Raw genomic sequence first — 21,175 nt, 5'->3', positions numbered from 1 at the left:
GTTGCCGATGGGGTCCACGAGGAAGGTGTCCACGATGCGGAAGCCGTCGTCGGGCGAGCCGTCCGCCACGTCGGCGGAGCGGCGGCGCGCGTCCACGGTGCGCAGCCGCACCTCCTCGTTGTGGTCGGCGTCGAGGCTCATGCGCCCCATCTGCTGATAGACGCCGGAGAAGCGCCGGGCTTCGTCGAAGCGGGACCTGGAGGTGTACGCTTTCACGGTCATGATCGGCCCATCCGGGTGAGGTCGTCTTGGGTGCGGTCGGCGTGGAACGGCGTCACGCCAATGGGCATGCCGTCGTCGGTGCGCGCGAAGAGTTCGCGCTCGTGGTCGGAGCGTTCGCCATGGGCGCCGGGGACGCCGCCGCGCTCGGAGGCGCGGAGCGCGTCGGGGCCGTTGTTGTCCGCCAGCACCAGGTAGCCCGGGTCCGTCTGGCGGTTGGACTGGAACGACACGGTGTGCACGCGCGACTGGTGCGACACCGGCGGCTGTCCGCCGCGCCCGAGCAGGCTGTAGCGGACCCAGCCCAGGTCGGGCCGGTCCGTGCGCACCTCGCCCGCGAAGGCGCAGGAGGACGCCTCCAGCACGCCCGCCTCGGTCGCGCCCAGGACCGTGCAGTGCCGCAGCCGCACGCGCGCCCCGGCCGCGCGGATGGCGGTGGTGTCCCGGCTGCCCGCGTCGAAGGTGCAGCCCGCGGCGATGAGGTGGACCCAGGGTGGCAGTTCGATGGCGCCCACCATGCAGCCGTAGAGGCGCAGCTCCACGTCGGCCGGGGGCAGCGAGCGGCGCGCGCTGACGTCCTGGTGCCCACCGCCCGGCATCCACAGCCCCACCTGCCCGGGTGCGCCCAGGTTGCACCAGCGCAGGTCCGCCTGCCCTCGCGCGAGCACCAGGTCCAGGCGGCCCGTGAGCCACAGCCCCGCGAGCCACACGCCCGTGTCGGCGCCACCGCCAAAGCCCGGGTAGAGCGCCAGCGAGAGGCCGTCCTCATCCGCGCCGATGCAGGGCGCGGCCCCCGTGTCCGAGGCGAAGAGGGACAGGCCCGCCTCCAGCCCCTGTGACAGGCGCGCGGGCGGCAGGCGCGGCGAACCGATGATGCCCACCACCGGGGGCGCGCCGAAGCCCAGGGCCTCCGTGACGGTGGCGACGATGGGCCGCTCCACCTCACCGGCCGCGAGCACCCCGCCCGCGCGCGACGGAGAGATCCACGCCGTGATGGGGCGCCCGGTGCCGGAGCGGTCGCCGGGGCGATCCGGGGGCTCGGGGAACGGCAGGTCCGGCTCCGCCCAGTCCTCGGGCGGACGGCGGTCCGGGGTGAGCAGCCCCGCGCCCACGGAGGCACCCCGGCCCACGCGCGCGGAGACGGTGACGTGGCCCACGGGCGCGTCGTCCTGGAGCACGATGCGGCCCAGGCGCGGATCCACCGCCACGATGCCCGCGGCGTTGCTCGGGGCCAGCGTGTTCCAGGGGCCCAGGCTCCGCTGCCGCAGCTTGAACGGGTGACGCCGCAGCCGACCGGGCACCGAATACCGCCGCGCGGCGCCGGAGCGTGATGCGTCCCGCGCGTGGTAGGCGCCGCCGGGCCGCGCATCCAACGGGAGCGGCTGGCCCGGACGCGGCTCGATGAAGACCGCGCCGTCGTTGGCCACGTTGAAGCGCAGCAGCTCGTCCGGCAGCAACGCCAGCTCCGGCAGGAACGCGAGGTGGCCCCGCCCGTCCAACGAGAAGACGACCTCCGAGGCGGGCAGCGGCGGAGGGTCCACGAAGAGCACGCGCCCGGCGGCGTACAGGGCCTCGCCGGGGATCGGCGGGTTCGTGCCGTCCGGCTCCAGCGCGCCCGACACCCAGGCGCTCTCCCCCAGGGTCAGCGTCAGCCGCCGGGGCCGCGTCGTGTCCGCCCAGACCAGGGCCTCCAGTCCGGTGGCCGTCTCCGTGGCCACGAGCACCCCGGGCAGGCCAGGCTCGATGGGCAGCGGCGCCAGCGGACGCCACGCCGGGCTCGCGGAGGCAGGGTCACAGCCCATCACCGTCACGGCCAGCTCACCCGTCACGGCCTCGCCTCCCACGAGCACCAGCCCCTGCGGCGTGCCGAGCAACGTGGCCGCCTTGCGCTCCTGACGGTTGCGCACCGCGTGCGGACGCCAGGTGCCACCCGCGACCGGGAGCGACCACAGGTCCCCGGTGGGCGCACCGCCCAGGTCTCCGCCCAGGACGAAGAGCCGTCCTGAGCGCACGCACAGGCTGGGGGCCAGCCGCGCGGCGGGCTGTCTTGGACTGGTCGTGTCCAGGCGCGTCGCCGTGGGCGTGGCACCCTCCAGGCCCGTCACCGACCACACGCCCAGCTTCCCCGCGCCGTCCGGAGCCACCAGCAACAGCGTGTCCGCGAGGGCCGCGAGCGCCATGCCCGGACCGTCCGGAGGCAGGGCCCCCACCAGCTCCGCCACCTGCCAGGGTCCACCGTCGGCGCTCGCGTCGAAGCGGGCGAGGCGCAGGCTGCCGTCCGCGAGGTGCTGTTCGATGCGCGCCACCCACGGGGTCCCCGCCAGCGACACGCGAACCGCGTTGCTCCGGGGCAGCCCCAGACGGATGCCGGGGGTGAGGTCGCGCCAGGCGCCATCCGTGTCCCTCAGGCGCGGCGTCCCCTTCAGGCGCTCGACGAGCAACGCGGCGGTGGTGCCACCCAGGAGCTGGTTCGCCTCCGGGGTGACGGTGACGGTGTTCAGCGCGCCCGGTTCGAGCACGGAGGACAGGAGCGGCGTGTCCGCGTCTACACGGGCGGCGAGCAGCGTCAGGCGCCACTGGTCTCCCGGCGCCGGCCGGCCCCGGTCCGCGAACCGGAGCGTGGGCGTGGGCCCCACGGGCGCGGTGGGCAGCGGGCCGCGCAGGAGCGGCAGCGCCTCCGGGCCCACCAGGGGAATGCCATCCACGGACACGGTGAGGGCGTCCGCCCGCTCCGCCTCGTCCGCGTCCTCCGCCAGCGCGGTGGGCGTCAGCAGCATCGCCGCCGTGCGCCCCGCGCCGGGCGAGGCGGGGTCGGGCTCATGGCGCGCGGTGAGCCCCCCGGTGAGGTCCGCCCGCTCCAGCGGCTGGAGCCACACCAGCGGGCCGTCCCGATCCAACGGGTCCACGCGGAAGCCCCGGTAGCCGTTGGGCAGGACGTGCACCTCCGCGGGCGTCACCTCCTCCAGCTCCACCGGCGTCAAACGCGCGGTGCGGATGAGCGCCACGTCCGGACGGGCCCAGCCCAGCAGGTCCAGCGTGCGCGGGGACGCGGCGTGCCGGCCCGCGTCCGCGCGGCCCAACCGGCGCAAGGCCTGATCCAGGGTCTCTCCCGGGGCCACGCCAAGCAACGGCCCTCGTTCGGGGATGCCGTCACGCGGGCGCTCGACGCCGGGCGAGCGGCGCGTGAGCGGATCCGCCAGGCCGATGGGATCCCACACCACGGCGGTGCGCCCGCGCCAGGGCAGCAGGTCGTTGAGGTCCTGCGTCTCCAGGAGCGAGCGGAAGGCCTCATCCACCTCCGCGTCCCAGAGGCTGGTGACGGAGAGCATCTCCTCCAATGACGCGAGCGTGCCCTTGCGACGCCGCCACGCCACCGAGCGCGCCACCACGCCGCGCTGCACACGGGGGTCGCCGGTGATGAGCCGCGCGCCCAGCAGCTCCGCCAGCAGCGGCAGCGCCTGCGGCCCGGCACGTTCGACGAAGTGGTCGTCCCAGAGCTGGTCCACGGCGCGGGAGAACGCGTCCAGCTCCGTGCCCAGCACGGCGAGCAGCTTGAGGAGGGGATGGTCCGCGACAACAGCATCCCGCGCCGAGTAGAGGCCGGGCAGGAGCTGGAGCAGGCGCTGCGAGGGACGGCTCATAGGTCCTGCGCCTCCTCGTAGAACAGCGCGACGCCATCGCTTCCACCGGAAGGCGGCGCCCACCCGAGCAGCTCGCCCGGCGCGGTGGTGATGCGCTCGGAGAGCGACGGCGGCGTGCCTTCGCGATGCAGCCCCTGCACCACCACCGAGCGCACCCCGTCGATGTCCGCGAGCGCGCCGTACACGTCCGACAACTGGAGGTCCGCGCCCAGCTCCACGCGCTCCGGATCCAACAGCCCCGGTTCGCGCTCTGGATCCCGGTCCACGCCCAGGCGCAGCCGCGTCTCCTGGAGCACCGCCACCGGGTCCGCGCCCTTCACGACGCGAAGGAGCAGGCGCAACCGCACCTCCACGCGCTGCCGGCTCTTCAAGCGCAGCTCCACCCCGGGGGCCACGCGCGCCATCAGGTGCGCCCCCAGCGCCTCGATGTCCGAACGCCCCAGGGCCGCGCCCTCGGGTCCCGACACCACCACCGTCAGCAGGCGGCGGCGCACGCCATCGCGGAACACGTTCGCGCGGTGCACGCCGTCGAAGACCTGCGCCAGCGCCCGCACGTCCGACAGGGACACCGCGCGGTCCATCGCGCCTACCATCGCGGGTCCCCGCACGCGCGCCAGCGTGGGCGCCTCCGGGTCCGTCCCGCCGGACAACGGCAACGGGTTGAAGGTCTTCTCCACGCAAGGGTGCGGGCTGCCCATCGCCATCAGCCGCAGCGCCGCCCGGTTGCCGCCCAGCCCCCGGCCCACGCGGTAGCGCACGCGAACCTCCGCGCCCAGGGGCAGCGCCGCGCCGTGGTCCTGACCGCCCACCCGCAGGCGCGCGGCGCCCCCCGGCAGCGGCTCCACGCAGAACACGGGCTCCTCCGGCGCGGCCTCCAGGAGCGAGTCCACCGGACGCCACGGACGGCCCCCGACCTTCAGGGTCACCTCCGGCCTGCGGCCTCCCGCGTGGCTCGCGTCGCGCAGCCACGTCACCGGGCCGTGGAGCAGGGGCACGGTGCGGCGGTCCAGCGCGGGCTCTGCGACCTCCTCCACCGTGGAGCCCTCGCTGACCAGCGTGTTGTTGCCGAGCAGCACCACCCGGTCCAGCGCATACGCGCGGGACAGTGGCGGCTGGAACGTCACCTGCGTCATCGGCGTGCGCTGACCGGCCGGCGTCTCCATGCGCACGCGCAGCACCCGCAGCGCTTCGCGGAAGAGTCGCTCCGTGCCCTTCGCGCCCGCGGGCCCCAGGCGCTCCACGTCCTCGGCCAGCACCAGCCAGTCTCCCGGCCGCACCGGCGGCTCCTGGGAGGTGAGCCCCGACGCGTCCGTCAACGGCAGCAGGAACAGCGTGTCCGCGCCAGCGCCCGCGAGGCCCAGCGGCCGGGCCACGCCCGCCTCCGCGCCGAACGCGATGTCCGCCCGGTTCAGCGCCTCGCTGCCCTTCAGCAGGACGAGCTGATCCCGCGCCTCCTGGATGAGACCGTTTACGAAGGCATCCAGGAACGTGACCATCCGGTCCAGGCGTCGCGCGTGCGCGGCCGGGTCTTCGTCCTCGCACGGCGCCAGGGCCTCCTCCAGCGCGGCGAGCGCGTCCGCCTGTCGCTTCTGGAGGTTGCGCAACTGCCGGGCGACGATCTCCTGCGACTCGGACAGCGCGCCCACCGGACGACCGGCTGGGGGCGCGGCCTGGGCCACCACCTTCTGGGCTTCGCACAGTTGTGCGCAGAGCGCGTCGAGGGTGCCCTTGCAGCCGGAGTCCCCCTCCAGCTCCAGCGTCTTCATCAGCGACGCCAGCTTGCGCGCATCCTGCTTCGCCCGAGCCACCCGCCGCTCCTCCAGCGGGCCGTGGCGCTGCACCTCGATGCGCTCCTGGAGGCCCGCGAGCACCGAGCCCGGCCCGAAGATGCCGCCCGTGGGCGCGGGAGCCCCGGGCTCGCCCGCTTCGCCCGAGGGCCCGCCGGTGCCCCCCGTCCCGCCAGTGCCTCCGGTGCCACCCGTGCCCCCGGTCCCTCCCGTCTCGCCGGTGCCCGCACCGCCCGTGCCCGCCCCGCCGCCGGTCCCTGACTCCGAACCCGCGCGAGGAGGCATGAACGCGCGCAGCTCGTTGAGCTCCGGGAGCAGGCGCAGCGGCGCGAGCGTCTCGAAGGTGGCGGCCAGTTCCTCCCCTTCGGCGGCCGACGACACCGCGAAGCCGGCGGGCAGCGTGCCGCTCACGTTCGCCTTGCAGCGGAAGTGCTGGAGCCCCACCGCCGCCGTGCCCGGACTCGGCCGGTAGCCGATGTGGCCCAGCAGCTTGGAGACGGAGTCCTCCAGCCGCGCGGTGGCGAGGAAGGCCTCTTCCGCCCAGGCCTGCTGGTACGTCCACAGCACGTGCAGCGCGAGCGCCACGCTGTCCAGCAACCCGCGCCCCAGGTCCACCGAGGACGGCGCGGCGTACGCGAGCGGGTTCCAGGTGGGCGCTTCGTCCGCGCGTGCGAAGGCGATGCGCGCCGTCTCGCCCAGCCGCGTGCGGAGCTGCTCGTGCGTCAGTGCTTGGTGCTCCGCGGGAACGCGGCTCATCGCAGCCCTCCGCGGACATGCACGGTGAGGACCCCTTCGGAGCCCGGCCAGTACCCGCCGCGCGCGGTGGCCACCTCTTCCGGACCGATGGGGATGACGCCTTCAGCCAGCCGCTCCGGCGCGTTGGACTCCAGCCGGCGGAAGCGCTTCACCCGCACCGCCGTCACCCCGGCCACCCGCAGCACCGCCTGGTACAGGTCCGCGAGCTGCACGTCGCCGTTCAGCCCGGAGCGGTCCGGATCCAGCAGCCCGCCGTCCCCCGCGATGGCCCCCACCACCGCGTCACGCACCTGATCCGCCTGCGCATGCGGCGCGACGTCCACCTCCAGGTCCAGGTCGAGCGGCACCCAGCGGGGCGGCAGGGCCTCCACGTCCACGCCCAGCAGGCGGATCTCCTCCAGCCTTCGCCGCACGCCCGCCCACCGGCGCAGCAGCTCATCGCGGTCCAGCGTGTCCTCGTCGCGCAGCAGCACGGTGACGCGGATGACGGTGCGCAGGTCCCGGTCCACGACGCGCGCGGAGGCGCCAGCGACCTCCGGCATCCGCTGGAGCAGCCGCACGTAGTCCTGGACGGTGACGGCGGACAACGGCTCGGAGACACCCGCGGGCGCTCGGTAGCGAATGGAGTCGAGCGGCTCCGGGTCTCGCCCACCGACAGCGGGCAGCGGGTTGTCCACGCGCACCAGCAGGCGCACGTCATCCATTGACTGCTCGAGCAGCGCCCCCGCGGACGCCGAACGCTGCGCATCCAGCGGCACCTGGAGCAGGCGCGTCAGCACGCCCTCCCCCACGTTGGCCACCGTCCCCAGGCCCACGCGCAGCGACAGGCCCAGCGCCATCTGACGAGGCGGCAGCGCGGCGCCGTTGACGCCATCGCCATACCGGAGGCTCGCGCCCCCCGTGGGCGTCGCCCGCAGCACGACGACCTCATCCCCCGGCCCCTGCACGGACAGGTCGTCCACCAGCGTCCACGGGTCGTCCTCCACGCTCACCTGGAGCTGGGGCGTCCCGCGCCGCGCCTCGTCTCCCGGCAGGGGATACCCGGGCGCCTGGACGCTGATGGGATGGAAAGGCAGCACCACCTCGCGCTCACGGCTGCCATCCACGGTGGGAGACAGCAACGCGCGCCACTGCGCCAGGCTGCGCGCGAAGGGCTCTGCGGAGTCGGCCTCGAAGCCCTCCGGCAACGGAGTCACCGGCAGGCCGTGGTGCGCGGGCACGACGTTGCCCAGCACCGTCGCGCGGGGCCCGGGCGTCGGATCTCCCGGCGCCAGGAAGTCCTCCAGCGCCAGCCGGCGCGGATCCCACCCGATGAAGGTCGTGTCGGTGGCGAGCACCACGGACGTCACGCGCACCACGTGCCCGCCCTGGCCGCGTCCCCGGTACAGCACCAGCCACCGGCCGGACTCCAGCTCCGGGAACACCCCCGCCAGCGTGGCCCCGGTGTCCCCCACCCGCACCGACTGCGCGAGCGGGATGGCGTCCAGGCGCGGGAAGTACGACAGCGGCGCTTCGGTGACGAACACCAGCGACTGCTCCTGCGTGGAGCTGTTCGCCACCAGCGTGTCCGCCGGCAGCTCCAGCACGCCACCGCCGGTGAGGAACTCCAGGGGCGTGGTGCCGGCGGGGAGCGAGGGCAGGCTGAGTTCATCCAGCCGCGCCTGCACCAGCGCCGCGAGCGTGTCCGCGTCCAACCGGAAGCGCAGCATCGCCGTGGCGGACAGGCCAGGGTCGGGCACGCAGTCCAGGCCGCGAGCATGGTCCTCCACGGAGCGGCGCAGGCGCGCGTCCTCCAGGAAGCCCTCCACCACCGCGCGCTCCTGCTGGTACGCGAGCGAGTCCAGCTGCGCGGCCACCGCCTCCAACAACATCGTCGTGAAGTCCGCCGGCCCCCGGTCCTCCCACGGCGCCATCACCGTGCGGGCCCGCTCCAGCATCACCGCCAGCAGCGACCGCGCATCCCGGGCCAGGTAGTCCACCAGCGCGCCCGGCGCGGGGCGCTCCGGGGCCGCGAGCCACGGGCGGGGCTGCGGGTCGCGGACGTCACAGCCCGGCACCACGTCCGGGGCCCACGCGCCGACGAAGGGCGCCGGATCCCTCGGGCCATCCCCCGGCACGACCACGGCCGCGCGGGTGACGCTCGCGTCCGGCACCAGCCGCAGGTCCACGGTCTCCGGCGGGGGCAGCGTCCCGGTGAGCAACACCGGAGGCACCGTCGGCGTCCCCGGTGTCACGTAGGGCAGCGGCCCCACCACCAGGAACGGAGGCCCCGCCCCTTCCGCGAACAGCGCGGGCGACGCGGACAGCTCCGCGTCCGTCTCCAGCACGAACGGGGGGCCGACGATGGCCGTGAAGAGCGAGTCATAGGCGCGCACCTCGCCCGGCCCCAGCCGCAGCCCGTGCGCGTGCCGGTGCCAGGTGAGCTGCGCCAGCAGCAACTGCTCCGCCTGGAGCCAGCCCGCGTGCACGGACGTCCACGCCTCGGTGCGCCGCACCAGCGCCGTGCGCAGCCCGCCCTCCAATTGCAGCGCGGTGCCGGTGATGACGAACAGCGAGCAGTCCTCGACGGAGAGCTCTCCCGGCGTGCCTTCGTCCAGCACCGGCTCCAGCCCGCCCAGCGGCGCGGCCAGGTGCAGCCCCACCACGTCCGCAGCCGACGGGAACGCAGGCAGCGTCAGCGGGCCCTCCACGGCCCCCACGAGCGACTCCAGCGCGGTGGTGAGCCAGTCCGACCACGCCGGAGCCGGCTGCGCACCGGCGGGCACGGGCGCCGCCGACACGCGACTCACCTCCACGTCGCGCACCACGACCGGCTGGAGCGAAGGCCCGCCCAGCACCCGCAGGCCCGTGGCCAGCGTGCCGCCCAGCACCTCCTCCACCTGCCCGATGCCCACCTCCATGCCGCGTCCGCCCACCACCAACAGCCCCAGCGCGAACGCCCCCTGCACCGCGCGCACGGTGAAGCCCCGCACCTGGAGCGGTCCCGGCGTGCCGACCACCAGCCCCACGCACCACCGCGTCTCCAGCGCCTTCACCCCGGTGACGGACACGTCCACCGACGACACGCCCTCCCCCTCCTCACGGGACACCAGCACCCGGGCCCCGACGGCACCGGCGCCGGACACCTGCGACACGGAGAGCCCGGAGAGGTCGGCGCGGAAGAGGCCCGCCAGCTCCAGGCCCGTCCCCACCTGCTTGCCGTGGACCTCCCGCACCCGCACGTCCGCCCACTGCGAGCGCTGGCAGACCGCCCTCACCCCGAAGGCGTCCCCGGAGGAGGCCTCCACGTCGGAGACGGACAGGCCGGTGACGCGGGCCTCCTTCGCCAGGAGCCGGAGCCCCGTCGCATCCGCGCCCTTCGCCGTCACCATCAGCGAGTCGATGCTCACCGTGCCGTCGGGCGAGTCCACCGTCAGCGCCGTGCACTCCGCCGGAGCGGTCGCCGCCACCGACACGTCCGACACCTCCACACGCCCGCCCTTGAGCACGACGCCCTTCGCGGACCCGTCGGCCACCACCGCCACGTCCGACAGGCCCGTCGCCGTGCCGATGAGCACCAGCGACCCGCCGTCGAGCTTCAGCGTCACCCCCGCCCCGCCCCGCAGCCGCAGCGCGTGCACGGGCGAGCCGATGACGAAGTCGGTGGTGAGCACGCCCTCGCCCACGGGCAGCACCCACTCCACCTCGCCCGGCGGTGAGGTCTGGAGCGCCGTGTTCGCCGCCTCCAGCGAGTCCTCCAGGGGCAGCGTCAGGACGAGCGCGCTCACGGAGGCGCCTCCAGCGGCCGGCGGAACAGCTCCGCGTGCTCCTCGCCCGTCGCCAGCAGCGTGTAGAGGATGTCCACGTAGAGCGTGGCGTCCTCGGCGGTCACCTTCACCGCGTCCAGCCGCACCTGCTCGCGCATGAACTCCTGCACGTTGAGGCGGATGATGTACTCGGCTGCGGCGGCGGCCTCCGGGCTCGCCGCGCCGAACACCATCTTCTGCACGCCGCACCCGAAGCGGGGACGGTTCACCCGCTCGCCGGGCAGCGTGAACAGCAGCTGCTCCAGTTGCTGGCGGATGACCTGCGCGGGCCCCACGGTGCGGGGCGTGCCCAGGTCTCCCAACTGGAAGGGGAAGTGCAGGCCGCGCCCCATCACGCCACCCCGTTGAGCGCGTTGCGCGCCAGGTCCACGTCCACTTCGTAGCGGGCCAGGGCCGCCGCCCACACCCAGCGGTGGCGCGCGCCCCGCACGTACCAGGTGCCGTCCATCAGCTTGCCCGCCCCCACGAGCCCCACCGGGCGCCGCGACCGGAGGATGCGCGCGTAGCGCAGGCCCTGCACCGTGCCGCTCGCCTCCGCCAGCCAGTCCGCCTCGCGGTAGTCCGCCCACGCCAGGTTCTCCACCTCCGGCACGTCGTGCGGCACGTCCACGTACTGCAGGCCCACCGCCGTCAGGTCCGAGCGCTTGGGCAGCACCGCGGCCATCCGGGCCTTGAGGATGTCCGCGCGGCTGGTGCTCCCCATGCGCGGGAAGCGCGGCGCGGACACCGTGGCGGAGCGGATGCGCCGGGTGCGCTCGTCGATGTGCGCGCCCCGCAGCTCCGTGGGCCGGTGGCTCTCCCAGCGCGCCTTGAGCTCGATGACGGACGGCGTGGAGCGCGGCAGCAGCGACAGGTCCGGCTGCTTCGCGCCCTCCGGCCGGGGCAGGTGGAAGTGGCCCACGCACTCCGCCGCGGCGTTGGCGCCCGCGCCCACCGGGCCGGGCTTGCGCTCCACGAAGGCCTCGTAGCCGTTGCGCCGCGCGAGCCACCGGAGGAGCGCCGCGTCCGTGCCGCGCTGGAGCACCACCGCGCGCGTCGCGTCGCGCACCGGCGCCGTCTCCTGCACGTCCAGCGCGAAGCCGTATTCACCGTAGAGCTGCCGCGCGATGCCCGCGTCGGACATGCCGCTGAACGACCGCGTGCGCTCCTCCAGGTGCATCAGGCACGACGCGTCCAGGCCGTACAGCTCCAGCGACGAGTCCGGCACCCGCGACGGTCCGAAGCAGGGCTCCACCGCGGTGATGTAGCCGTCGAACACCACCTCCTCCACGTCCGGCGCCTCGCTGTCCGGCAGACCCAGCCCGAAGCTGATGGTGATGCGCTTGAGCAGCTGGAAGCGCCCGTCCGCCAGCGCGTCCCAGTCCCCGGCGTCCGTGGGCGACATGTCCAGCGACAGGTGGAAGGACGACGCGTCGTCGGTGCGCTCGTCCACCTCCAGGCGCGTCACCCGGCCCCGGGCATCCGTCATCGGCTGCCCGTCGATCCACAGCTGGAGGAACGCCGCGCGCTGCTCCGCCATCAGGGCTTCTCCGGGATGAAGAGCACCGTGCCCGGCTCCAGGAGCGCCTCGGGCTCGAAGGTGGGGTTGGCATCCACGATGCGCCACGCCTGGAACGGGTCGCTGAAGTAGCGCTGCGCGAGCAGGTCCAGGCGGTCCCCCGCCGCCACCTTGTGCAGGAGGGACGTGGGCTGACGGGGGGCCACGCGCGGCACGTACAGCGACACCGTGGCGCCGCCCGCGCCCAGGGGCACCGCGTACGTGGGCAGGTCCTTGTTCCGGGAAGAGGGGTCGCTCATGGCCGTCAGACGGTGCCGTTCGACTTGAGCCCGGGCTCCAGCGCCTGGGCGATGAGGGTCTGCGCGTCCGCGCCCTTCACCGCCGCCAGGTCCTCCATCTCACGCCGCTGGTCCCTCAGGTTCTTGAAGGCCTGCGCCACCTTGCTGTTGGCCGCGTTCTCCCCCACCTCCAGGATGCGCATGCGCAGGTCCACCTCCGCGCGCAGCGGGTACAGCCCCGTGTCGAAGCGCTGCTCCACGATGGTCATCCCGGTGATGACCACCGGGAACTTGCGCGGCCCCAACAGCAGCAGCAGCTCCGTGGGGTTGAGCGACACCAGCTTCGTCGCGGGCTTCTTCTCCTCCTCGCCCGTCTGGTCCTTGCCCAGCGCCATCCCCTCCAGGATGGCCAGCTCCGGCAGCACCCCGGACGTGCCCGCCCACTCGCGGTCGCGCAGCAGCGCCTCCGTCACGTCGAAGATGAGCTTCAGCGCGATCGTCTCGCTCTTGGCATGCAGCCCGCCGCCGCGCTGCCCGTCGGTGAGGACCTTCGTCTGCTCGGGCGTCTTGCCGGGCTTGGTCTCCCACTGCCCCGCGCGCGTGCGCGTCACCGTCTCCGGGTTGTACTGGAAGCGCAGCGCGCGCACGCTCGGCTCGGACTTCGGATCTTCGGCCGTCTGCGGCAGCGTCACCAGCATGCCCCGGGCGAGCTGCTGGTCGAACGCGAGGAGGGACGGCTCCAGGTTGCGCGTCATCCGTTGCTCCGGATGCCCCCGGACGCCTCACGCTGCGCGAGGCTCCGGGCAATGGCTTCGTTGTTCTTGTCCAGCAGCGACACCATCGTCTGGGTGAACAGCTTCACCAGCTCCCGGGGGTCGTCCGGGACGCTGCGCAGCATCCACGCGAGTTCGCGCTCCAGCTCGCGGCGGGTGAGTCCGACCTGTCCATGCACGGGGGGTGGGGCCATGGCGTGTGGGTCCTCTCGTCAGCTCCAGCCATCCACCAGCGGACGGCCGTCCAGCTCTCGGCGCAGCAGCTCCAGGTAGCGCCACCGCCGCGCGCGCGGCAGGGCCAGGATGTCCGTCTCCGACCAGTGGTAGTGGAAGGCCAGGACGTGCACCTCCGTCTCCAGCCGCGCCGCCCCGCCGCGCAGCTCGCGCGCCAGCAGCGCGAACGGCTCCAGCTCCAGCTCCAGCCACGCCTCGCACCGGGGACAGCGCGCCACGAGCCCCAGGTCCGGCGCCGTGGTGCCGTCCGCCAGCGCCAGCGCCACCGCGTGCCGCGAGCGCGCCGGCAACGCCCTCCACCCCTCCGGCGACAGCGGCTGCCCCGCCACCTCCACCAGCCGCGACCACAGGAGCGCGGACCGCTCCTCGCGCGAGCCCTCCGCCCGGGCCAGCACCGCGTCGTCCTCGCCCGTCGGCTCGCGCACCTCCGCGGGCCCCTCCGGCAGCGCCACGCGCAGGACCTCCGGCGCCGCGTCCGGCCGCTCCGGCGCCAGCGCGGACAGGCGCACGTCCACGTCCGCCATCGCGCCACAGCCCGGCGAAGGGCAGCGCGCCACCAGCGTCAGGCGGTCCCCGTACAGCCGGGCCCGCAGGTGCAGGGCCAGGTGGTGCCGGTCTCCCCGCGTGAGCGCCGCCGCGAGCGGGGCGTCCACGGACGGGAAGTCCCCCAGCCGCCCCAGGCACGCGGCGAGCAGCGCGCTCACGGCGCGCGGGTCCGGGTGATTACCCGCGTCGGCCAGCGCCCACTCCTCGCGACCGGTGAGCGGACGCAGCTCCGCCAGCCGGTGGCAGCGGCCGTCCTCGTCGAAGAGGCCGTGCGGCAGCAGCACGGTGCTGGCGGGCCCGGACAGCACGTCAGGCCACCTGCTCGATGGTGAAGCCCTCGTGCTGCAGCTCCACGATCTCCACGAGGATCTCGTTCGCCTCCGCGGCCAGCTCCGACATCGCGGTGAACTTCGAGCACCACGCGTTGTGGAGGATGAACTTCTTCACGACCTTGTTGTGGTCCAGGTCGTAGACGAGGATTTCGACGGTGCGCCGGTAGTCGGGCTCCACCGCGCGCAGTCCGGAGGAGGCCTCGTGGCGGATGAGCTGCGTGGCCCAGTCCTGGAAGGCCGTGTCGTTGGTGAGCCCGGCCTCCAGCGTGACGGGCTCGAAGTGCGTGCGGCCGGGGGACAGCTCGTCCACGGAGCTGACGCTGTTGCCGGAGCGGAACTTCACGACCTCCACGGTGCCGGTGAGGCCGGAGATCTTCCGGCACGCGTACACCTCGACGTTGTTGAGCAGCACGCGGAAGTTGAAGTTCCGGTAGGGGTCACGCTTCGTGGATTCGACGAATCGGGGCATGGCGGGCTCCTCGAAGGAAGAAGACGTCAGGCGGGCGATGTGGACGGCGCCGGCTTCGTGGGCGGCGGACGGGGCACCGGCTCCCAGCCCTCGTGGGTGAGCTCCAGCGTCATCAGCGCCACCTCCCCCGCCATGGCGTCCAGCTTGGGCAGGGCGTGGTACTTGCTCACCCACGCGTTGTGGACATGGAAGCTGCGGATGCGCGCGTCCGCCGGCCCCGGCACCGGGACCTCGGCGGGATGGGCGAACCCGTCCCACAGGTCGATGAAGACGTCGCGCTTCACCGCCTCACCGGGGGCCTTGCCGGTGCGCGCGAACTCCAGCACCGCGCGCGCCCAGCGCTCCAGCGTGTCGTCCACCGCCAGGCCCTGCTCCAGGACGATGGGCTCCCAGTTCACCTTGTGGGGCTGGGCGTAGCGGTGCAGGTTGTTGCCGCCCTCCCACACCTCGTAGGCGCCCACGTGGACGGACAGGCCGGACACGGAGCGCACGCCCGCCACGTAGTCACCGGCGGCGGACGTGTCCATGCGGATGCGGAAGCGGAAGGTCCGCAGCGGGTTGCGCGCGTTGGCGGGAACGGGGGTCGTCATCAGGCGACCAGCTGGCTTTGCTGGCTGATTTCGAGGACCACGAACTCCGCGGGCTTCAGCGGCGCGAAGGACACCTGCGCGGTGACGATGCCCGCGTCCACGTTCTCCTGCGGGTTGGTGCTCCGGTCGCACACCACGCTGAAGGCCTCCTCCGGCGTGGCGCCCTGGAAGGCCCCCTGGCGGTACAGGCCCAGCATGAAGGCCTGGATGGCGTTGCGGATGCGGCTCCAGAGGTCCTCGTCGTTGGGCTCGAACACCGCCCAGCGCAGGCCGCGCCGCAGCGACTCCTTGAGGAAGAGCGCGGTGCGGCGCACCGGGATGTAGCGCCACTCCGGATCCGGCGACAGCGTGCGCGAACCCCACGACACGATGCCCACCCCGGGGAACTGGCGCAGGCAGTTGAGGTGCACCGGGTTGAGGATGTCCTGCTCCCTGTCGATGACCGGGTACTGGAGCCCCAGCGCCTCGGAGATGGACGCCTCGATGCCCGCGGGCGCCTTCCACACGCCGCGCGTGTTGTCCGTGCGCGCGAAGAGGCCCGCGACGTGGCCCGACGGCGGGACGAGCCGCGTGGGGTTGCGGCCCACGCCCACCGGATCCACCACGCGGATCCACGGGTAGAACATGGCGGAGTTCTTGGAACGCGACGGCAGGCCTTCGATGAACTGCTTGGCGTCGTCCGGGGCGACGGCGAAGTCCTTGTCCACGCCGCCGGGGCCGTCCGCAAGGAACAGGCAGTCCCCCCGGTTGTCGCAGTACGCAATGCCGGCGGAGATGTACGCGACCTCGTTCTTGCCCGGCAGCGCCACCAGGTTGATGTCCTCCCCGTCCAGCGCGTGCAGGCCGGTGCGCGCCTTGACGTCACCCGCGAAGTCGGAGGTGTCCAGCGCCGTGCTGCCGTCGCTGCCGCCCAGCAGGCGCACGTGGGTGATGCTCACCGGGCGCACCAGCGGGTTGGCGGGCGAGTTCGCCGCGTAGCCCCGGGCGCGCGGCGGGAAGCCCAGCTGCCGCAGCATGGGCGGCACCGTGGGCTGGAGCGTTTCGGAGATGGACAGCTGGAGGCCGTCGTGGTTCCCCGACGTCAGCCCCGCGGAGCCAGCGGTGGGCGTGCCGGTGATGCCGGTGCCGCTCGACGCGAGCGTGGTGGTGCCTCCCGCGGTGGGCAGGCCGGTGACGAGGATGTTTCCCCCGGAGGCGATGACCACCGACGTGACCTTCCCGGCGAGCGCGGCGGCGAGCGACGCGCGCAGCTCCTCGGGCGTCACCGCCGAGGTGTCGGCCGCGGTGATGGGGATGGGGACGACCGTGTTCCCGTCCGGCGCGCCGAGCGTGAGCTCCAGGTCCTCCGCATCCAGGTCGTAGCTGGTCGCCGGGGCCACCGGCTTCGCGATGGAGAGCGTGGGGCCGGCGGCCACCTTGAGCGCGATCTCCGGCGCGTCCGTGCCTTCGATGACGAAGGTGCCGGTGAGCGCCGCGGCGCTCACCGCGTTGCCCAGGAAGGTCTTGAGCTCCGCGGCGGTCAGCAGCACCTTGCCGTTGCTGAACGTCGCGGCCGGCACGGCGGCGACCACCAGCGCCTGCGTGACGGGGATGTCCATCACCGTGGGCTCCACGTCCGGCTGGGCCGCATCCGACGTCACGACCTGGAGCTTCGCGCCGTCGTACAGGGTGTACTTGCCGCTGGCCGGCACGACGGCCTTGAGCCGGGGCACCTGCCCTGCGACGAGCACCGTCCCCGACGGCGAGGCGGCCAGCTTCACCTGGTACTCGTCGCGGATCCGGATGTACCGGGAGATGTCGTTGATGCGCTCGCCGACGTAGTCCTCCACGGACGGGTCCATGCGCAGGTCGTCGAAGGTCTCCAGCGTCCGGGTGGCCCCTGCCTCCGTCCAGACGACGTCCACGCGGAACGCCTCGCCGGGGAAGTTGGTGGAGTCCGCCACGTGGACGCGGAGGAACTCCGACCAGACGCCCGCGCCCCGGGCCAGGAAGGTGAGCGCGTTGAGGCCGCCGCCCGCGCGCGAGGCCAGGGCCACGGAGGCACCGATGGCCGCGTCCGACGGCAGCACGCGCACGACGTAGGCGCGCCGCCCGCCAGAGTCGAAGAACGCCTCCACCGCCTGGGCGAGCAGGCCCGCCTCTCCGGGCTGGTGTCCGCCGAAGGCGCGCTCGTATTCGGCGAAGCCGGTGAGGAACCAGGCCATCCCCGGGATGCCGCGCGCGGCCTCCCCGACGAACGCCGCCGTGGAGGTGCCCACCCCTTCGATGGGGCGTGCGCCGGCACTCTTCTCTTCGACATAGACGCCCGGATGCAATCGCTCTGGCACGTTCGTCCTCCTGGTTTCAGATGGCCCCGCGCTTGGCGGTGTCGACTTCGGTGACAGACGTCCCCGGGTGGCCGCCCGCGGCGCGCGACGCGCCCCGAGGCAGCAGCTCCACCTGGGGTTTCTCGACGAGCCGGGCGCTGGCGCGCGCGTTCGGCTCCTCCAGCAGCGCGGACACCCGGTAGTCCACGCTGCAGCGGTACAGGTGGTTCAAGAGGTCGTCCCTGCGGCGCAGCTGCGTCTGGAAGAAGAAGCACTCGTCCTGGAACACCAGGGTGCGCCCCCGCGACCAGCCACCCTCCACGGGCCGGCTGAGCGTCACCTCGTCGCCGTCCACCGACAGGGCCAGGGCCTGGAAGCGCCGCTTGCCAATGCGGTAGCCGTCCTCGCAATCCCCCAGCACCACCACGTCCCCGGGCCGCAGCCGCGAGGGCGCGGTGACGGAGCGGCGCAGCGCCGGATCCAACGGGCCCACGGGCTCCGCCGACAGGTGCAGGTGGTCCACCGTGAACGCCAGCGGCGTGCCGGTGTCCGCGCCCAGCGTCAGCAGCATGTCGCTGGTCGCCACGGTGACGCCCGGCGCCGCGACGGGGGCCGCGGGCGTGGCGTCCGCGTCCTGCAACGGCTGCGGCGCGCCATCCACCGACAGCCACACCACGCCCTCCCCCGCCTCCAGCCGCGCGTGCAGCACCACGCCCGTCTCCAGCCGCTCGGCCGGAAGGCGCCAGCGCGTCTCCGCCACCTGGGTGCCGCCCTCGCGGGCCAGCGTCGCGGTGGCCACCACCTCGCCCCAGAGCCGCGTGCCCGCCTGAAGGTACTTGAGCACCAGGCGCAGCACCGGCTGCGCCTGCGCGAGCAGCACGCACACCGGCAGCGTCTGGGCGTCCGCCGCGCCCGGGTCCACCCGGAGGCCCAGCGAGAGCCCGAGCCCGTCCGGGGCCGGATTGTCCGGATGGAAGAGGTCGGGCACCACGGGCGTCGGGTGGACGCGCACGGTGGCGGTGCCAGTGCCGGACAGGCGAAGGCCGCCGGAGGCCGGCTCCCATGACGCGCCCGGCGTCAGGTCCACGCGTCCCCCGCGAGCGCGCTCCTGCCCCTGGTCGCTGGCCTCCAGGTGCGCGAGCGACGCGGGGGTGGTGGGCTCGCCGCGCGTCAGCAGGCGCAGCTTCGTGGCGCCCTCCGGCACGTCCGCGCCCAGCAGCGACGGGCGGAGGACCATCTGTCCGCGCGTGGGGATGGACAGCGCCACCGTGTCCATCATGGACGCCAGGTCCACCTGCGAAGCCGCCCACAGGTCCACCTGCACGTCCACGGTCATGGCGCGAGGCGCCCGGAGCCGGCTCAGGTACGTGCGCCCTTCCTGGGCCCGCTCCGGAGGCTCCAGGCCCAGCGGGGCCGCGATGCTCCCGGTGACGGACAGCACCTCCACGCTGGAGCGGAAGTCGAGCGACGCGATGCCCGGGTCGGCGCTGATCGCGATCCGTCCGCCCTCCGCGTCCCAGCGGCAGGTGACGGCGGCGAGCGCCGCGAGCAGCAGCGGATCCGTGAGCGGCGCGCCGGAGGGCTCCTGGAACTGCCCCCCCGCGAGCGCGTCCGCGAGCTTCGCGTTGAGCGCGGCCACGAGCGCCGGGCCGGTGGCGGCGCTCGCGAACGAACCACCCGGGAGCGCGGTGAGGGTGACGACGGCACGCCCATCCAGGCGCAGCTTGAGGGCCCCTCCCGCGGGCACGCTGTCCGCGGGGCCTCGGGGCCTGCCGATGACATGCCCCGGCACGCGGACGGTGGAGGTGGCGGTGCGGCCGTTCTCGCGCTCGGGTTCGGGGTGGAGGCCCAGCGGGCCCACGACGGAGAAGAACGGCACGCGCGAGGGCCGGTAGCCTTCGTCCACGTAGCCATGCGCGGCGAAGACGCGCACATCCCCACTGCGCAATGCCATCCGGCCCTGCCAGAGCAGGCCCGAGAGGATCTCTCGAATCACGCGGCCTCACCCGCGCCGGGGCAATCCCGTCTGGATTCAAGCTGCTGCGTCACGGCACCCCCCGGACCCGCAGAACCAGAATGTCATCACCGACGTCCAGGACGTCGCGCGGGCACAATGGAGCAGGAGACGAGCCGCCGTCAACACCCCGGGTCCGTCAGCCTTTGCCTTGCAGTGTGTCAAACCTGACGATGGACAGCCCCGCGAGACAGGTAGACAGCGCGTCAAAGACAGACATATGGGGGCCGATCCAGGAGCCAGCGGACGGGCATGCGCCGCCCTGCCCCATCCACGCCACTCACCCACCGCGCGCGTGCACGCCATCCTCCTGCCTGGAGGGAAGCGCGCGATGCTATTCACGGACTTCGTGGCCCTGGCCGCGCGCCTGTTCGAGGGAGCGGGGGTGGCGGTGATGGTGGTGGGGGCGGTGGCGTCCGTGGGGCTCGTCGCCGTGCGCTACCAGGCAGGGCGCCGCAGGGATGGCTACCGCCTGATGCGCCATTACCTGGGCAGCGCCATCCTGCTGGGATTGGAGCTGCTCGTCGCGGCGGACATCATCCGCACCGTCGCCGAGGCGCCCACGCTGCGTCAGGTCCTCATCCTGGGCCTCATCGTCCTCATCCGGACCTTCCTCAGCTTCACGCTGGAGGTAGAGATCGAAGGACGCTGGCCCTGGCAGCAGGGACGCGACGACGAACGCCGGCCCGGCGCGGACGAGGCCTCGGAAGGCGGGCGCAATCCCCCGCATCCTTGAGGCGTCCTTCGCGCGTCAATGCCCGGCGGGAGCGGTGCGGGTCCGGGCCACCCATTCGCGCCAGGCCGCGACGTCCTCGCCCAGGTCGCGGCCCGCGAGCAGGGTCAGCACCTTGCGCGCGGGCTCCCGGTCGACGGCTTGCCGCATGCCCGCCATCTCCACCAACACCTCGCCCGCCTGGTTGAGGATCTGCGTCCGCCGCGTGGCGCCCTCCGCCTCCACGACGCGCACCAGCGCCCAGGCGGCCTTGTTGCGATCCGAGGACAGCGGGAACCACAGCGCCTCCAGCACGGGCTCCAGCGGGAGGAGCCCCTTCGGCTGCCCCTCCTGCGCGGTGCCCAGCAGCCGCAGGGCTTCGTTGCGCACGCCCTCGAAGGGATCGTGGACGGCGGGAATCAGGTAGCGCACCAGCGCCTCACGCGAGCGCACGTAGGACAGGAGGATGGCGGCGGTCATCCGCTTCGAATCGTCCCGGTCCTCGCGCAGCACGCGCACCAGCGCGTCGGTGTGCCGGGGCACGCCTTCGAGGAAGGTCGCTTCGAGCGGCGCGAGCTGGGGGTGGTCGAAGCCGCCGTAGCACGTCAGGGCCCGGCAGCCACCGACGGAGGTCTCGCTCACCGCGCCCTCCCGGCGGAGCGTCCAGTAGGTCTGCTGGTAGGCCCCCCACGCGGCGATGAGACCACCGGGGTCCTCGACCGAGCCCGTGGGCGCCGGAGCGAAGCGCATCCGCCATTCGTTCCCCGGTTCGACCAGATCCACGGTGACGCGGAAGGTGCGCGTCGGGGGATAGGTGACCATCGAATACCGGCAGAACGGCAGCGGATGCGCGGCGAGCAGGCGCGGCTTGCTCTCCACCAGGTGCGGCGTGAATTCGCCCGCCTCCAGGTTGAAGCGCGAGCCGGGCGCAGGCATGCCGATGAGCCGGAGCAGCTCCTCCCGGGGCAGCTTGCGGATGCCGAACACCTCCACGCCTTCGAAGAGGTACAGCGGGTCGGGCGCCACGGAGGCCTGGGGAGCAGGCGGCGCGGGCGTGGCCGCGGCTTCGACCGCGAGGGGCGCGGGTCGGACTCCGGACGGCCCGGTGGAGCGGGCAGGCGCCGCACAGGCGGAACACACGAGCAGACCGGCGGGCAGGAGCATCCGGAGATTGGGCATGGGGCCGGACTGTATTCCAGCCGTCGGGAGGCGGA

16 protein-coding genes are annotated in these 21,175 nt (G+C 73.8%); 1 reads left to right on the top strand and 15 read right to left on the bottom strand.

Features of this window, described 5'->3' with window-relative positions:
• The 14 genes from OV207_RS19950 to OV207_RS19885 all read right to left on the bottom strand — a co-directional run.
• On the bottom strand, window positions 1–222 hold a 222-nt coding region (locus OV207_RS19950; RefSeq protein WP_267556717.1), incomplete at its 3' end, for a hypothetical protein.
• A complete protein-coding gene (locus OV207_RS19945) occupies window positions 219–3,860 on the bottom strand; it encodes a phage tail protein (RefSeq protein WP_267556716.1) in 3,642 nt (1,213 codons plus the stop codon). The genes OV207_RS19945 and OV207_RS19950, both read right to left, overlap by 4 nt.
• Window positions 3,857–6,403, bottom strand: a complete 2,547-nt coding sequence (locus tag OV207_RS19940) for a hypothetical protein (protein ID WP_267556715.1) — start codon at window positions 6,401–6,403, stop codon at window positions 3,857–3,859. The genes OV207_RS19945 and OV207_RS19940 overlap by 4 nt, the downstream gene beginning before the upstream one ends.
• Window positions 6,400–10,170: a hypothetical protein gene (locus OV207_RS19935; RefSeq protein ID WP_267556714.1), complete on the bottom strand. Its 3,771-nt coding sequence runs from the start codon at window positions 10,168–10,170 to the stop codon at window positions 6,400–6,402. Before OV207_RS19935 ends, OV207_RS19940 begins: the two co-directional genes overlap by 4 nt.
• Entirely contained in the window at window positions 10,167–10,541 is a 375-nt protein-coding gene (locus OV207_RS19930) for a GPW/gp25 family protein (protein WP_193348258.1), read from the bottom strand. The genes OV207_RS19935 and OV207_RS19930 overlap by 4 nt, the downstream gene beginning before the upstream one ends.
• Window positions 10,541–11,728: a phage late control D family protein gene (locus OV207_RS19925; RefSeq protein ID WP_193348257.1), complete on the bottom strand. Its 1,188-nt coding sequence runs from the start codon at window positions 11,726–11,728 to the stop codon at window positions 10,541–10,543. Before OV207_RS19925 ends, OV207_RS19930 begins: the two co-directional genes overlap by 1 nt.
• Window positions 11,728–12,006, bottom strand: a complete 279-nt coding sequence (locus tag OV207_RS19920; RefSeq protein ID WP_193348256.1) for a tail protein X — start codon at window positions 12,004–12,006, stop codon at window positions 11,728–11,730. Before OV207_RS19920 ends, OV207_RS19925 begins: the two co-directional genes overlap by 1 nt.
• 5 nt (window positions 12,007–12,011) lie before the next feature.
• Complete coding sequence (locus OV207_RS19915; protein ID WP_267556713.1) at window positions 12,012–12,740, bottom strand: hypothetical protein; 729 nt, start codon at window positions 12,738–12,740, stop codon at window positions 12,012–12,014.
• The gene (locus OV207_RS19910) at window positions 12,737–12,952 is read right to left on the bottom strand and encodes a hypothetical protein (RefSeq protein WP_193348254.1); all 216 of its coding nucleotides are present in this window, start codon (window positions 12,950–12,952) and stop codon (window positions 12,737–12,739) included. Before OV207_RS19910 ends, OV207_RS19915 begins: the two co-directional genes overlap by 4 nt.
• 18 nt (window positions 12,953–12,970) lie before the next feature.
• Entirely contained in the window at window positions 12,971–13,846 is an 876-nt protein-coding gene (locus OV207_RS19905) for a hypothetical protein (protein ID WP_267556712.1), read from the bottom strand.
• Between the two features lies 1 nt (window position 13,847).
• A complete protein-coding gene (locus OV207_RS19900) occupies window positions 13,848–14,339 on the bottom strand; it encodes a phage tail protein (RefSeq protein WP_267556711.1) in 492 nt (163 codons plus the stop codon).
• A 26-nt stretch (window positions 14,340–14,365) separates the two neighbouring features.
• Window positions 14,366–14,929 (bottom strand): phage tail protein, encoded by a 564-nt coding sequence (locus OV207_RS19895; protein WP_267556710.1) that lies wholly within the window; start codon window positions 14,927–14,929, stop codon window positions 14,366–14,368.
• The gene (locus tag OV207_RS19890; RefSeq protein ID WP_267556709.1) at window positions 14,929–17,256 is read right to left on the bottom strand and encodes a phage tail sheath C-terminal domain-containing protein; all 2,328 of its coding nucleotides are present in this window, start codon (window positions 17,254–17,256) and stop codon (window positions 14,929–14,931) included. The genes OV207_RS19895 and OV207_RS19890 overlap by 1 nt, the downstream gene beginning before the upstream one ends.
• Before the next feature lie 16 nt (window positions 17,257–17,272).
• On the bottom strand, window positions 17,273–19,231 hold the full coding sequence (locus OV207_RS19885) for a hypothetical protein (RefSeq protein WP_267556707.1): 1,959 nt from the start codon (window positions 19,229–19,231) through the stop codon (window positions 17,273–17,275).
• Between the two features lie 349 nt (window positions 19,232–19,580).
• Here OV207_RS19885 and OV207_RS19880 point away from each other — a divergent pair, with 349 nt between their 5' ends.
• The gene (locus tag OV207_RS19880; RefSeq protein ID WP_267556706.1) at window positions 19,581–19,985 is read left to right on the top strand and encodes a DUF1622 domain-containing protein; all 405 of its coding nucleotides are present in this window, start codon (window positions 19,581–19,583) and stop codon (window positions 19,983–19,985) included.
• Between the two features lie 15 nt (window positions 19,986–20,000).
• Here OV207_RS19880 and OV207_RS19875 read toward each other — a convergent pair whose 3' ends face one another.
• A complete protein-coding gene (locus OV207_RS19875; protein ID WP_267556705.1) occupies window positions 20,001–21,140 on the bottom strand; it encodes a HEAT repeat domain-containing protein in 1,140 nt (379 codons plus the stop codon).
• Between the last annotated feature and the right edge of the window lie 35 nt (window positions 21,141–21,175).

This window comes from Corallococcus sp. BB11-1 (assembly GCF_026626625.1).
In the GTDB taxonomy this organism is placed as follows: domain Bacteria; phylum Myxococcota; class Myxococcia; order Myxococcales; family Myxococcaceae; genus Corallococcus; species Corallococcus soli.
Note: the sequence above shows the minus strand (reverse complement) of the source record. Positions and strands in the feature narration are given on the sequence as shown.

Bases quoted from the DNA above. Each gene is read 5' to 3' on its own strand.
- OV207_RS19945 (WP_267556716.1), bottom strand. From the start codon at position 3,860: ATGAGCCGTCCCTCGCAGCGCCTGCTCCAGCTCCTGCCCGGCCTCTAC.
- OV207_RS19940 (WP_267556715.1), bottom strand. From the start codon at position 6,403: ATGAGCCGCGTTCCCGCGGAGCACCAAGCACTGACGCACGAGCAGCTC.
- OV207_RS19930 (WP_193348258.1), bottom strand. From the start codon at position 10,541: ATGGGGCGCGGCCTGCACTTCCCCTTCCAGTTGGGAGACCTGGGCACG.
- OV207_RS19925 (WP_193348257.1), bottom strand. From the start codon at position 11,728: ATGGCGGAGCAGCGCGCGGCGTTCCTCCAGCTGTGGATCGACGGGCAG.
- OV207_RS19920 (WP_193348256.1), bottom strand. From the start codon at position 12,006: ATGAGCGACCCCTCTTCCCGGAACAAGGACCTGCCCACGTACGCGGTG.
- OV207_RS19915 (WP_267556713.1), bottom strand. From the start codon at position 12,740: ATGACGCGCAACCTGGAGCCGTCCCTCCTCGCGTTCGACCAGCAGCTC.
- OV207_RS19910 (WP_193348254.1), bottom strand. From the start codon at position 12,952: ATGGCCCCACCCCCCGTGCATGGACAGGTCGGACTCACCCGCCGCGAG.
- OV207_RS19900 (WP_267556711.1), bottom strand. From the start codon at position 14,339: ATGCCCCGATTCGTCGAATCCACGAAGCGTGACCCCTACCGGAACTTC.
- OV207_RS19895 (WP_267556710.1), bottom strand. From the start codon at position 14,929: ATGACGACCCCCGTTCCCGCCAACGCGCGCAACCCGCTGCGGACCTTC.
- OV207_RS19880 (WP_267556706.1), top strand. From the start codon at position 19,581: ATGCTATTCACGGACTTCGTGGCCCTGGCCGCGCGCCTGTTCGAGGGA.
- OV207_RS19875 (WP_267556705.1), bottom strand. From the start codon at position 21,140: ATGCCCAATCTCCGGATGCTCCTGCCCGCCGGTCTGCTCGTGTGTTCC.